The sequence below is a fragment of the Nocardia sp. NPDC058114 genome (assembly GCF_042884695.1).
Taxonomy (GTDB): Bacteria; Actinomycetota; Actinomycetes; order Mycobacteriales; family Mycobacteriaceae; genus Nocardia.
This window is the reverse complement of the sequence record NZ_JBHVTK010000007.1, coordinates 318276-332500: the sequence shown is the minus strand read 5'-3', so window position 1 is coordinate 332500 and position 14225 is coordinate 318276. Positions and strand designations below refer to the sequence as shown.

The window sequence follows — 14225 nt, the reverse complement described above, 5'->3', positions numbered from 1 at the left end:
CGCGCCGTTCACGAGATCCGCACCAGTCGGTCGTACAGTTCCGTCTCACCTGCGAGCATTTCCGAGACAATGCTCAGCATCATCTCATCGGTTCCAGCGCCGATCCGAGCCACTCGCACGTCATTCCAGAACTGGCCGAGTGGCGTCTCCGACAGCAGATAGCCCGCACCTCCGAAAACCTGCATCGACTCACTGATCAGGCGCTCCCCGGCCCGTGCAGCCACTAGTTTGACCCCGGCTATTCTGGACATCAGCCCGCGGTTCATCGGGCTGTGGGCGACCTCTCGTGCCAAATCGGACACCGCGGATTTCAGTGTATAAATCTCTGCCAATTGCTCTGCCATACGAAACCTCAAGTACTGATGATCTCTGAGCGCTTTGCCGAATTGCCGTCGTCGTTCTGCGTGCTCTACTGCCATGCTTAGCGCAAGTTCACATCCACGGGTCACCTGCGATGCGATCGCGAGTCGCTCAAATGTCAGTCCATAGTTCAGGCTGAGCACGCCCAAACCTTTCCTGCCGAGGAAGGCATCGTCAGGTACGAGGACATGATCGAATTCGATTGCCACCGTATCCAGGCAGTGCGTTCCCAACTTGTCGTGTTCGGCGACCACGACCGTCTCGTCCAGCGGAACAACGATGAGCGCTGTCCGGCCGGTCGGTTCACCCAACGGTTCGGCGATCTGGCACAAAGTGATTGCGAAATCTGCCACGGCTCCCAACGATACGAACTTCTTTCGTCCGCTGATCACCCACCCGTCATCGACCTGCGTCGCGAGAGTCTTGATGGCTGACAAGTCACTGCCCCCGGTATACTCGCTGGCGGCTATACAACCGATCTTCCGGCCGGCCATTGCCTCCGCGCGTAGCTGTGTAAGGAATTCGTTGTCGCCAAACCGATGCAGGAGTGACAGAACGGTTTCAGTGTGCAACGAGTATCCGATGCACGCGCCGGCTGGAACCTGTCTCGCGAGCTCATCACTGAGCAATATCCCGAACTCCACATCGCCCGCGATACCGGCGGACCGTTGCCGCCAACGACGTTCGATAAGGCCGGCCTCAGCCAGATTCTGTATCAGATCCCGTGGAAACCTTGTAATTCCCTCGAAGTCGGGCAAGGAACTCACGGCCGAGGATACGAGTGCTGACAAATCTTCTCCCGTCAGCACCGAGTCAGGAAGATCCCATGGGTCGTGCCCCTCCAGGATTCGACGAAGCTCCCCCAGCTCCGACCGCTGACGGCTACGCTGCTTTTCGACCTGGTCAGGGCTCACTCCGTCCGGAAGCGTCACGACGAACCTGACCAACTGCCCCGCCGGATCGGGAACGAAGGTAAGTTCGGCATATTCGACACGTCCGTGGATCATCGAGCAAATCCGCAAGCAAGTCGCAGTTCCCTCCTGCGTGGACTCGATCCAGGTAGAGATGGACCCCACCGCTGACTCAGCCGAGTATCTGCCGTTGCCATCAGCCGGCCCGACTGAGCGAAAGAAATGCGTCCACGCCGGAAGATTCCTGACATCCCCGAGGTAGGATCTCAGCGCAGCTGGGCTACAACATATTCGCACCTCTCCAATGCACTCGGTCATAAGGTGACCCCGTTCTCATCGAGGCAAAAGTGATATAGGAATGATTCCAAGATTGCGTTCAGCCTCAGCGTGAATTCGTCTCTGTACACGGCCCGACGCAACGTGTAATTCGACGCACTCTCGCTTTCCGATCTGGTCAGGACATAATCGCGTCGAGCGGTCACCATACAGCCATGGTCCGCGTCATTGAATCTCCAGGACCCGCGGTGACAGTCCATCTTCGAGGGAGGCACCGGACTGAAAAATTCGATGTCACCATCCGCGGTCCGGTAACGGGCGGTCCGCACATTTTCGACACATCCGTCACGCTCTACCGACATCGTGAACTCCTGATGTTCCGGGTCTGCATAACTCACATCCACCCGACTAATACGATCCCACACGTACTGCCACGCCTTGATATCCCAGAACAGGGTAGCGACTTCCGGTCGAGCCGCCGGGATCATAATTGCGGCAACGACATGGTCTGCGACCCCCGTCCGCTCAGTCGGCGACATATTGCTCGATCGCATCGCGGAACAGCGCGAGATTTGTGCGCAAAGTATCCGCCAGCTTTACCGCGAACTGCTCCGCATCGAGGAATACGCCATCCGGCCCCTTCGCGTCATCGCGGATTTCGAACTCGCGGTCCGCCGACACGGTGGTAAAACCCCCCGTGTCGCTGAACGTCCACCGTCCGCTCATACGTTTCACGACGGGTGGCGGCGTTATGTGAAAGATTTCGAGTTCGAACGGCCGCCTGCAGTACCGGACGCCGCGGACAGTCTCGGGGCCACTCGGTCGCGCCACTGTCATGGTGAACTCCTGGTTGTACCTGTCGTCGTACAGCACCTCCACCCGCAACGTGTCGGGTAGCACGGTCGGCCACCGTTCGAGATCCTCGAAAGCTGAATACGTGATTTCGATCGGCGCCATGATTCGAATAGATTCAGAGATACGCATGCACAACTCACCGGCCTTGTTCCGCGAACACGCGCTGCCAGCCCTGTAGAGCAACCCGAGAGTGACCGGCCAACACGGCCGTTACTTGGTCTTCAGTAGATCCGGCGGCACCGGGTGGATAGATCTCCGCTGCCACTTCCGGCGCCAAATTCCATACATGGGTGACTTCGACCCTGGTGCCATCCGAATCTCCATCGCTCAAACGCCAAACTCCTGCGTGATGGGCGAGGAAGGCAGGGGGCTGAGGCTGGAAGAACTCGATGATGTCGGGCCGGCAATTGCGAATCGACCGCACACACAACGGGGCGTGGCCCGCGTCCGACTCAACGGTCATCATAAATTCTTGGTATTGACCATCATTGTACTGGAGGTCGATCTGTGCGACGTGCGGCAATCGTTTCGGCCAGTCCCACACGTCGAACAGTGCCTGGTAGACCGCGGCCCTCGGTGCGGCAATCACCGCTACTTCCGTACACTGGTGGTCAAATACCGAAGACGTGTCTGCGGTTATTCTCAGGTTCATATCAGTGCTTTCGATTTTCATACCGACTTCCAATCATGCAGATAATTGGGTGCCACCGAACCCTCGACGAGACTTCGATGGTAACGCTCGCGCACCCAGGCGATTGCGGCGAGTTGTGGACATGTCAGCAGCGTCGTTAATAACGTGACGAGAACAAGAATGGTATAAATCGGTGGGCTGATACCTCCAGCTTTCAATGCAATGTTCAGCGCGACCAGTTCGGTCAGCCCCCGCGTATTGAGTAGCACGCCCACCGACCAGGAATCAGCCGCGCCCAGCCCAACAGCTCTGGCTGCGCCGGCCGCGGGCAAAATCTTGGCGCCGAAGGCGACCACGCACAGGGTGAGCAACAAGACCGGACCAATCTCGCCTATCGAATTCCACTCCAGGTCGAGGCCTGTGGTCAGGAAATAGACCGGAAGCAGTAGCACCGCCACCGACCGAAACGGCATCGATAGGTGCGAATAGGGGACCCCACGTTCACGAGTGGGCGTGACCACCCCACAGAGCAGCGCACCGAAGACTGCATGCAGCCCGATCGACGATGTCGCCCAGGCACAACCGAACAGCATGCACGCGATAACGGCGAACTCCCACGATCGGGAATGGGGTGCTCCGTTGATTACGCGGCGTAGCGCGACCCGTCCGACTGTCGTGATCACTCCGACGAATACGAGGAGCAACAAAGGCGCCGCACCGAGGCCGCCACCAGAATTGCCCGCGAACATGACTGCAAGGGCTGCCCAAGCAATCGCGTCGGTGACGGCTGCTGCCCGAAGACTCAGAATTCCAGGAGCCGACTCGGCAAGTCCGCGTTCGTCGAGAATTCGGGATAGCACCGGCACAGCGGTGATGGACAGCAATACACCGAGCATGAGTGGAAGTTGACTCGTTCCCCCGATACCGGGCCAATCTACGATAAGCAGTCCGAGCACGATGCCGCACACCATCGGGACAGCCGTCGAAGCCAGCGCGACGACAGCAGTTCGACCAATACCCGTGCCCAACCGATGTCCACGCATTTCCTGACCGACCGTGAACATATAGCAGACCAGACCGACCTGTGCGATCGCGCCGAGCAACGCACGTGTATCCGTGGCGAATATCGCGGCGATCGGGCTGTTCGGTAGGAGCCCGAGCAACACCGGGCCGAGCAGAAGTCCCGCGACGATCTCGCCGATCACCGGTGGCTGTCCGATACGACGTACCAATACGCCGCTGACCAAGGCGAGCAGGGTCACCATGGCGAGTGCCGCGAACAGGCGCGCAGCCGGATCCGCGATCATGTGGGCCGACGCTCAGCCGAGCTGACGGTGTGCGGGACGTCGTCTCCCGACATAGCGGAGTCGCCCTGCAGGGTCATGACCGCGCGCTCGACGTTCAACCCCGAGATCAACTTGACGAAGTCGGCGCGCTCGCCGAGTTCCCGGACTGGATCGATCAATTCCTGTGCGCGTTCCCAATACTCGCCGCGCCGACGACGGTCGTCGTAGAAGTATCGAACAAAAGACGCCACCGTCTCGAAGAACTCGCGGTATCCGTGCTCGTAGGCGGCCTGCCGCATGGTCTCGGACCCAGGTTCGTGCAGAATCGCATCCACAGTGCGGGCGGCATTCACGGCACTTCGCATGGCGAGCATGACTCCAGTCGAGAACAGCGGATCGACGAAAGCCGCCGCGTCACCGACTTGGAGGTGCCCCGGGCCGCAGAAGGCCGCCGACATGTAGGACCAATCCTTAGCCGTTCGATATCCCGCGATCCGGATCGCGCCGTCGAGAAGTTCGCGCACCACGTTTGCCGTCGCCAACCTGGCTTGAAAGAACTCTTCGGGAGGCAGACCCGATTGTGCAAAGGTGTCGTTCGGCCCGACGAACCCGACGCTGCGCGATCCGTCACTGAAAGGGATAACCCAGAACCAGCCGTCGGTGTGCGATTCGGTCAGGATATTGCCTTGATCAATATCATCCGGCAGCGGCTTGCCACCTTGGTAGTAGGTCCAGACTGCAAGATTCTTGAGGTCCTCCAGCCACTCGATACGACCGGTCTTTCTGGCCAGGAGTTTTGACTGGCCCGAAGCATCGACCACATAGCGGGCGCGGAGCTCACGCTGGTGACCTTTGCGGCCTACCGAGTATTTGACACCGACAGCACGGCCGTCCTCGAACAGTACGTCCGATACGGTCGCTTCTTCCACTACGATTGCACCCAACTCACGAGTGTGATCGAGTAGCATCGCGTCGAATTCGGCACGCTTTACCTGATAGGCATAGTCATATGGTCCGCCCTCGCCGAAGGCAACGCTCCACAATTCCCGTTCGGCGCCCCATAGCAAGCTGATACCGTACTTCTTCCGGAAGCCGGCCGCCTCGATCTTGTGCCGAATTCCTAGCTCGTCGAGCGCCGGCATAACGCCGGTCACCAGGGACTCACCGATATGATATCTGGGAAATTTCTCTCTCTCCAGGACAAGAACTCGACGTCCAACTCTAGCCAGCAGACTTGCAACCGTACTCCCTGCAGGGCCTCCACCGATGACTATCACATCAGGCTCATCGGGAAGTTGATCGTTGCGAGAAGAGTCGCTGACGTGAAGGTTCATCTTCGGTTCCTTTCGGGTCCCTGGAAGATTCGGACAGCACGCTAGAGCAACGCTGGTCTTTGACTCGAGTCCATGGATTCGAGCGATTCTTGATCGAATATCGAGCGAGGCGGAAGATGATCGCACCGTGGAGCCCGAGACACAAGAAGTCGCGCCAGATGTGTTCGCATATGTTCAGCCGGACGGCAGTTGGTGCCTGAACAATGCGGGCATAGTGCGCGGCGGTGACGAGCTGATGCTCATCGACACGGTGGCCACTACGCGGCGGGCGCTGCGACTGCGTGCAGCAGCGGCCGAACTGTCGGCGCAACCGCCCAATATCATTGTCAATACGCATTTCCATGGTGACCATTGCTTCGGAAACCATGTCTTTCCCGAAGCTACTATCGTCGGGCACGAACGAACTCGGTCGGAAGCCAGAACAGCGGGATTACATCTCACTACGCTCTGGCCGGAAGTCGACTGGGGCGAGATTGCACTGAGACCGCCATCGGTAACGTACAACCAGCAAATGCGGGTATACGTCGGCGAATTGGAGGTCGAACTCAGGTATGCCGGACCCGCGCATTCGGCTGACGACACTGTGGTGTGGTTGCCACACCAGAAGGTCCTCTTCACCGGCGATATAGCCATGGCCGGCGTCACACCTTTTGTGCAAATGGGATCTGTGGCAGGTTCGCTCGCAGCCCTCGACAGCCTACGCGCGCTGCAGCCGGACGTAGTCGTTCCTGGCCATGGACCAGTAGGCGGGCCCGAAATACTCGATGCCACTACTGACTACCTATGTTGGCTGGAAGAACAGGCCGACATAGGGATTTCAGCGGGATTGACCGTGCTGGAACTTGCTGCACAGATCAGTCTCGGCGAGTATGCGGAACTTCGCGACTCCGAGCGGCTCGTTCCGAACTTGCACCGTGCGTACGCCGAAGCCGATGGCGCTGATCCGGGTGATCCGCTTGACCTGGGACTGATGTTCGCCGAGATGGTTCGGTACCACGGCCGCCTGCCGACCTGTCGCGCATGATATACCCCCGTTCGACGACATTTCCCCCAGCCCGTGACACTCAGTGCTAGCACCGGTGAAGCACTCCCCGGGACGCCAGGGCAATAGCGTCACCTCACGCGGGCGTGAGATTCTCCGCTCCGGGCGCCGGGAAGAAGCCGATGTCGATGTAGTGGTCGAAGTAGCGGGCGATGACCGCGGCGTCGACCGCGGGGAACTCGATCGGCAGGCCGCGGAAGGGTTCGGCGGGGGCCGATTCCACGCGGGTGAGCACCGCCGCCGGATTCGCCTTGGCGAGGGCGGCCGCGTAGTTGCCGCTCAGTGCCGAAGCCCGCGCCAGGATGGGGTCCGCGTCCTGGCGTTCCGCTGCGGTGGAGAGCTGGAGGCCGAATTCCATCGGGTCGATGAAGTCGAAACGGTAACCGCGACTGCGGATCTCCTCGTAGACGACTTGCAGCGGCACCTGCGCGCCGGAGGCCCGGAAGATGTTGCCGATGGCCGCCGCCTGGCGAGATCGGCTGACGATCCCCGCCGCGACATGGTCGACCGGGGCCATCTCGATGGCGATCGCCCGCACATCGACAGCCACCCCGAGCACCAGCATGGACCGCAACATCGTCCACCAGGCGTCCTCGGCCGGGGCGACGCCCGTGCGGGAGTCGCCGGTGATCAAGCCGGGGCGGTAGACGGCGATGGGAACGCCACGCTCGATCGCGGCGTGCACGAGCTGCTCGGCGACCCACTTGGTCATCGCGTAGCCGGGCAGACCGGCGGGCACCCCGTTGTCCTGCGGGACCCCCGCCAGCACCGACAGGGTCGACACATAGTGGATCGGCTTGACCCTGGTGGTGGTGGCCAGGCGCAACACCTCGGTGGTGCCGCAGACATTGGCCGCTCGCATCCGTGCGTACGGTTCGAGGTGGTTCACCAGCGCGCCGTTGTGATAGATCGCGTCGGCCCTGGCGGCGAGTTCGGCGAAGCGCAGTGGGTCCATGCCGAGGTTCGGCTGCGCGAGATCGCCGGGGACGCCGACGATTCGGTCGCGATAGGGCCGCAGATCGATGCGGTACTTCGCGGCGGTGGAGACCACGCGATCCACCGCGCCCGCGTCATCGGTGGCGCGGACCAGGCAGTGAACGGTCGCCGATGTCTGTTCGAGGAGTTCGCGCAGCAGGAAGCTGCCGAGGAACCCGGTGGCGCCGGTGAGCAGCAGCGTGGCCGGTGCGCCGGTGCGCTGGGGCGCGCAGCCGGTGAGGTCGATCGACGGGTCGAGGATCGCGTCCACGGCCGGATCGGGACCGGCGGCCGAGGCCGACGACTCGTCGCGCAACGCCAGCGCCAGGTCGCTGACCAGCGGATAGCTGAACAGCAGGCGCAGCGGCACCTCGATGCCCAGTTGCTCGGCGAGGGTGGCGCGCACCCGGATCGCCGCGAGCGAGGTGCCGCCGAGGACGAAGAAGTCGTCGTCACGGCCGACCCGTTCGAGGTCGAGTACTCCGGCGATCGCCGAGGCGACGATCTGCTCGTCGGCGGTGGCCGGTGCCTGGTATTCGCGGATCTCCACGGCGGGCGCGGGCAGCGCCTTGCGGTCGAGCTTGCCGGTGGCACCGAGCGGGAACTCGTCGAGCACCACCAGACGGTGCGGAATCATGTACGGGGGCAACAGGGTTCGAATGGTCGCCAGCACCTCGACGGTGTCGACCGACGCGTCGAGGGGCGTCACGTAGCCGACCAACTGCTCGTGGTGCACCGCGACCGCCGCGCCCGCGACCGCCGGATGCGTGCGCAGCGCCGCCTCGATCTCGCCGGGTTCGATGCGCAGGCCGTGCAGTTTGAGCTGAACGTCGGTGCGGCCCAGGTAGGTCAGGTCACCGGACGGGAGTCTGCGCACCAGATCGCCGGTGCGGTACATGCGCTCGCCGACGGGACCGTACGGGTCGGCGACGAATCGCTCCATCGTCTTGTCGGGGCTGCCGAGGTAGCCGCGAGCCAGTTGCGCACCGGCCAGGTACAGCTCACCGGGCGTGCCGACCGGCACCGGCCGCAGCCGCGCGTCGAGCACGTAGGCACGAGAATTCCAGTGCGGCAAGCCGATCGGAACGATGCCGTCGCCCACCTCGGTCACATCGGCGCCGGTGATCGACACAGTGGCCTCGGTGGGGCCGTACAGATTGTGCAGACGACCCGCGGTGACGGTGGTGAAGCGTTCGATGGTGGCGTTCGGCAGCGCCTCACCGCCGACCCACACCGCGCGCAGCGAACGCAGGGCGCCGGTGGGCGCGGAATCCAGCAGCATCTGCAGGACCGAGGGCACGATGGTGGTACCGGTAACACGATGGCGGGCAACGAGTTCGGCGAGGTAAGCGGGATCGGTGAGCCCCTGCGTGGCGGCCACGATCATGTGCGCACCGGCGCGCAACGGGGAAGCGAAACCGATCATCGAGGCATCGAAGGTGAACGGAATCGACTGCAGGACAGTGTCGGACTCCCCCACCCCGTACTCGCCGACCATGAACGCGGCCTGGTTGACGATCGCCGCGTGCGGCACGCCGACGCCCTTCGGCTTGCCCGTCGAACCGGACGTGAAGATCACATATGCCAGGTCGAGGGTGTGCAGGGGACGCAGCCGGTCGGCGTCGGTCAGCCAGGCGTCCGAGAAGTGCGACAGCGCGACCCGGTCCACCTCCACGACCGGCAGTCCGTCGGCCGTGATCGCGTCGCCGGTGGTGGACAGCAGGCAGACCGGCTGTGCGGCGGCGAGGATGTCGGCGCGGCGTTCGGCGGGCGAATCGGGATCGAGCGGCACGTAGGCGCCACCGGCCGCGAACACGGCGTACATGGCGACGACGAGATCGATCGACGGCCGAATCGCCACGCCCACCGTGCTTCCGGGGCCGACGCCGTCGGCGACCAGCAGCCGGGCCAGCCGGTTGACACGGCCGGCCAGCTCGCCGTAGGTCACCGTGACCTCGTCGAAAGTGACCGCGGGTGCGTCCGGACGATGCTGGGCGCGGGCCTGGAACTCGTCGAGCAACGTCGCGTCGGAGACGAGCCGGAGCTCGCCGGAGGGCTCGGTCAGCTCGGCTTCCGTCAGCACCGGCAGGTCGCCGACGGGCCGGTGCGGCGCGGCGACGGCCGCGGCCAGGAGCCCGGCCAGCCGGGCACCGAGCGTCGCCATGGTCGAGGCGTCGAACAGGTCGGTGGCGTAGCGCCAGGAGCAGCGCAGACCGGCGGGTCCGTCATTGTCCTCGAGCGGAACAACGGTGAGCTGGAGATCCACCGGTGCCGCTTCCTCGCCCAGATCCACCGCCGACACCGTCAGCTCGGGCAGTTCGAGGCGCGTGGCGCCGAAGTTCTGGAACGACAGCGCCACCTGGTACAGCGGGTGGTGTGCCTGGGTGCGCGGCGGATCCAGTTCGGCGACAAGGCGTTCGAAGGGCACATCGGCGTGGGCGAAGGCGGCCAGATCGATATCGCGAACCCGATCGAGCAGGGCCGCGAAGGATTCGGCGGCGTCGACGCGGGTGCGCAACACGATGGTGTTGACGAACATGCCGACGAGATCGTCGAGCTCGGGTTCGCCACGGCCCGCGACCGGCGCGCCGACGGTGACATCCTCGGTACCGGCGACCCGCGCCAGCAGCACCGACAGCGCGGCGCGCACGACCATGAACAGCGAGGCATTGTGTTCGCGCGCCAGGGTTTCCAGCGCGGCGTGCACCTCGGCGGGCACCGCGAAGTCCTGTGCGGCACCGCGAGTTCCCGCCACCGGCGGACGCGGCCGGTCGGTGGGCAGCTCGAGCAGGGCCGGGGCACCGGCGAGCGCGGTGCGCCAGAACCCGAGCTGTTCGGCCAGCAGCGAGTTGGCATCGTCTGCCGCACCGAGCATTTCCTGCTGCCAGAGCGTGTAGTCCGCGTACTGCACGGGCAACGGTGCCCAGCCGGGCGCCGTACCGGCGGCACGAGCGGCATAGGCGGTCATCAGGTCGCGCGTCAGCGGGCCGAGCGAGAAGCCGTCGGTGGCGATGTGGTGCACGACCACCGCCAGCACATGGTCGGTCGCGGAGAGCCGGAACACGGCCGCGCGCACGGGAACTCGACGGCACACGTCGAATCCGCCGAATGTCAGCCTGGCCAGTGCGCCCGGCAGATCGGCTTCCGCGATCGGGTCGACCAGCACGTCGAGGCCGGCCTGCGCCACGGGCAGCACCTGCTGGAAACCCGCGCCCTCGTGCTCGGGGTACACCGTGCGCAGCACCTCGTGGCGTTCGAGCACGTCGTCGAGTGCGGTGGTGAGCGCGACGGTGTCGAGCGGGCCGGACAGCCGCAGCGCGACCGGGATGTTGTAGGCGCTGGAGTCGGGATCCAGCCGCGCCATGAACCACATGCGCTGCTGGGCGAGCGACAGCGGGACGTGCGCACCACGTTCGCGCCGGGTCAGCGGTACCCGCGCCGACGCGGCACCGACCAGCGCGTCGAGGGCACCGGCCAGCTCGGCCACCGTGCCGTGCTCGAACACGGTGCGGGCCGGTACCCGCACCCCGACCGCGGCACCGAGCCGACCGGCCAGCTGGGTAGCGAGCAGCGAATTGCCGCCGAGAGCGAAGAAGCCGTCGCCGCGCCCGATCGGGTCGGCGCCGAGCAGTTCGGCGAAGACCGCGGCCACGGTGCGTTCGGTGTCACCGCGCGGCTCCTCGAACTCGCGGGCGGCGAGTTCCGGCGCGGGCAGTGCCCGGTGATCGAGCTTGCCGACCGGCGTCAACGGCACCTCGTCGAGCACCACGATCGCGGCGGGCACCGCGTGCTGGGGCAGGCGCCGCTCGGCCAGCCGGATGAGTGCCGTCGTGTCGATCGTGGCACCCGCGGCCGCGACGAGGTAGGAGACGAGCGCGCTCTCCCCGCTGGGCAGCGTCCGGATCAGCGTGGCAGCGAAGCGCACCGTGTCGTCGGCGGCGAACAGCGCGTCGATCTCGCCGAGTTCGATGCGGAAGCCACGCAGCTTCACCTGCGCGTCGGTGCGCCCGAGGAATTTCAGGCCGACCCCGCCGGGCACGGGAACCCACTGCACCAGATCACCGGTGCGGTAGAGCCTGCCGCGACCGAGCGGGTCGGCGACGAATCTGCTCGCGGTGAGCCCGGCGCGATCGTGGTAACCGCGGGCCAGACCTTCCCCCGTGAGGTAGAGCTCGCCGGGCACCCGATCCGGAACCGGGCGCAGGCGGGCGTCGAGGACCAGTGCCGTCATCCCAGGGATCGTGTCGCCCATGGTGATCACGTCGTCGGCGGTCAGCCGATCGCTCATCGCGCAGACGATGGTGGTCTCGGTCGGGCCGTACACATTGAAGAACGCGCGGCCGGGCGCCCACCGCGCGATCAGCTCGGGCGGATAGGCCTCACCGCCGACGGCGAGCGCGGCCAGTTCCGGCAGCGCCGCCGGGTCGAGCCCGGCCAGGGCGGCGGGTGTGATGAAGGCGTGGGTCACCCGTTCGGCGCGCAGCAGTTCGGTCAGTTCGTCGCCACCGTAGACATCGGGCGGCGCGATGACCATTGTCGCGCTCGCGCCGATCGCCAGCAGCATCTCCAGCATGCTGGCGTCGAAGCTGGGCGAGGCGAAGTGCAGCGTGCGCGAGGCGGGGGTGATGCCGAAGCGGCGGACCTGTTCGGCGCACAGCCCGGCCAGACCGGTGTGGGTGACCGCGACCCCCTTGGGGACGCCGGTCGAGCCGGAGGTGTAGATGATGTAGGCGAGGTCGTCCGGGGAAAGCCTGCGGACGCGTTCGCCCGCGCTCACGGGTTCGTCCGACATCGCGGCGCATTCGACGCCGAACTCGTCGGAATCGAGGGCGAGCCACTGGATCCCGGCGTCGAGCCGGGCCGCGTCCGCCGCCGTGGCCAGCCCGAACGCGGCGCCGGAGTCGGCGAGCATATGGGCCACCCGTTCGGCCGGGTAGCGGGGATCGACGGGCACGAAGGTGGCGCCGGACTTGGCGGCCGCCCAGACCGCGACCACGGACTCGATCGAGCGGGTCAGCGCGAGGACGAACCGGTCACCGGGGCCGAGGCCGCGGGCGATCAGCACCCTGGCCAGACGCGACGACCACTGGTCCAGTTCGGTGTAGGTGAGGGTCTGCCCGGCAAATCGCAACGCGGGCGCCTCGGGGGCACGCTCGACGGCGGCCAGCAGGAGGCGCGGCAACGTGGACGTCACGGGCGCGCGGCGGATTCGACGCGCGGCGCGACGGCGTACGCCAGAAGCTTGCTCAGTCACCGGAAAGGCTTCCCTTCACCATGGATCACCCTTGCGATCGCACATCTCGACCATCGCCTGGACTCTCGGCTACACGGGGTATCGGAAAAATCCTGCGTGACGGTACCGCAAATATCTCATCAATTTCGGCGCAGTGGCAATTTGATCGTTTCAACGTACACACCAATGGGTATAGCCGACTGGCCAGTTTGTTACACAGCTCATACGCAGGTCATACGCAGGACGAAACATCTCCGAGCGGACATGAGCTTTTCACATTCCCACTATTTGTCGGCCCGTCACCGACCTGCACGTCCGTGACGATTCCTCCGACACAGACGACAAAACCGGAGACCGCGAACGCGGTCTCCGGCAGTCGATGATTCCGGCCGAGAATGGTTACCAGGCAGTAGCCCTCGCCGGTCGGCGAACCTCCCCCTGCTCCCCCATCGAGGGGTCCTGCACGCGGGTATTGCCCGCTTCGATCCACTGGGTGTCGGCCACCCCGTGGCGGGAACGGTCGGTGCCCCGCACCGCCGCCTCGCAGCGCCGGGCCAGATCCCGGCGATCCAATCCGGGGTGTTCGAGCGGCTCGAGCACGATCTCGGCGATCATGCCCTTGCTGCGCAGCACTCGCTTCGCGGAATCGGCGAAGGTGTCGGTCCCGACGAAACCGGGTACGGTGCACGGCATTCCGTCACTGTCCAGATACCGCAGCCGCACCGGCTGGACCGGGGTGGTGGTGTCGACGGCGGCCTGGAACATGGCGGGCCGCATCGAACCGTAGGCCCGGCCGCACCAGGTGGTGCCCTCGGGGAAGACAACGATCCGGTTACCGGCGGACAGCCGGTCGGCCACCTGCCCGACCACGCCGGGCAGTTCACGCAGTCGCGCCCGCTCGATCGGGATGACGCGAGTGAGCTTGGCGAGTTTGCCCAGCAGCGGCCACTCGACCATGTCGGCACGGGCCACGAAGCTGACCGGCTGCACCGCGGCCAGCGCCACCACATCCGCCCAGCCGATGTGCCCGGCCACGATCATCACCGCGGTGCCGGTGTCGGCGAAACCCTCCGCCGAGGACTGCTCGGGAATCCGATTGTCGATGATGCGTAATCGCATCCCGAGGCAACTCAGTGCCGCCCTGGCGTAACGGCGCTGCAACTGCTCGCGCCGCGACTTCGGGGTGGCCACGGTCAGTACCGGGAAGCTGAGCACCAGCCCGGCCATTCCGGCCAGCCGGGCGAACATCCTGGCGGTGCCGACCTCGTCGATCGGCTCGATGCAGCCGGACCCACAGGGGCTCGACGGCATCCACGAATGAG

Annotated in this window: 8 protein-coding genes; 1 reads left to right on the top strand and 7 read right to left on the bottom strand. The window is 64.9% G+C overall.

The window, feature by feature from the left end; translation table 11 throughout:
• Nucleotides 1–8 precede the first annotated feature (8 nt).
• The 5 genes from ACFVVI_RS25845 to ACFVVI_RS25825 all read right to left on the bottom strand — a co-directional run bounded on the left by ACFVVI_RS25845 (nt 9) and on the right by ACFVVI_RS25825 (nt 5653).
• The gene (locus tag ACFVVI_RS25845; RefSeq protein ID WP_387447229.1) at nt 9–1367 is read right to left on the bottom strand and encodes an acyl-CoA dehydrogenase family protein; all 1359 of its coding nucleotides are present in this window, start codon (nt 1365–1367) and stop codon (nt 9–11) included.
• Nucleotides 1368–2072: 705 nt separating this feature from the next.
• Entirely contained in the window at nt 2073–2531 is a 459-nt protein-coding gene (locus tag ACFVVI_RS25840) for an SRPBCC family protein (RefSeq protein WP_387447228.1), read from the bottom strand.
• Between the two features lie 7 nt (nt 2532–2538).
• Nucleotides 2539–3075 (bottom strand): hypothetical protein, encoded by a 537-nt coding sequence (locus tag ACFVVI_RS25835; RefSeq protein WP_387447227.1) that lies wholly within the window; start codon nt 3073–3075, stop codon nt 2539–2541.
• Nucleotides 3072–4340, bottom strand: coding sequence for a cation:proton antiporter (locus tag ACFVVI_RS25830; RefSeq protein ID WP_387447226.1), 1269 nt, complete (start codon nt 4338–4340; stop codon nt 3072–3074). Before ACFVVI_RS25830 ends, ACFVVI_RS25835 begins: the two co-directional genes overlap by 4 nt.
• Nucleotides 4337–5653 carry an NAD(P)/FAD-dependent oxidoreductase gene (locus ACFVVI_RS25825; RefSeq protein WP_387447225.1) on the bottom strand — a complete coding sequence of 439 codons (1317 nt, stop codon included), beginning with the start codon at nt 5651–5653 and terminating at the stop codon, nt 4337–4339. The genes ACFVVI_RS25830 and ACFVVI_RS25825 overlap by 4 nt, the downstream gene beginning before the upstream one ends.
• A 127-nt stretch (nt 5654–5780) precedes the next feature.
• Between ACFVVI_RS25825 and ACFVVI_RS25820 the strand changes: the two genes are divergently transcribed.
• Nucleotides 5781–6677: an MBL fold metallo-hydrolase gene (locus ACFVVI_RS25820; protein WP_387447223.1), complete on the top strand. Its 897-nt coding sequence runs from the start codon at nt 5781–5783 to the stop codon at nt 6675–6677.
• A 94-nt stretch (nt 6678–6771) separates the two neighbouring features.
• On the opposite strand, the gene ACFVVI_RS25815 is transcribed toward ACFVVI_RS25820, so the two are convergent.
• Together ACFVVI_RS25815 and ACFVVI_RS25810 are read right to left on the bottom strand one after the other, a co-directional pair.
• A complete protein-coding gene (locus ACFVVI_RS25815; RefSeq protein WP_387447222.1) occupies nt 6772–12864 on the bottom strand; it encodes an amino acid adenylation domain-containing protein in 6093 nt (2030 codons plus the stop codon).
• A 438-nt stretch (nt 12865–13302) separates the two neighbouring features.
• Entirely contained in the window at nt 13303–14214 is a 912-nt protein-coding gene (locus ACFVVI_RS25810) for a lysophospholipid acyltransferase family protein (RefSeq protein ID WP_379315289.1), read from the bottom strand.
• Nucleotides 14215–14225 lie beyond the last annotated feature (11 nt).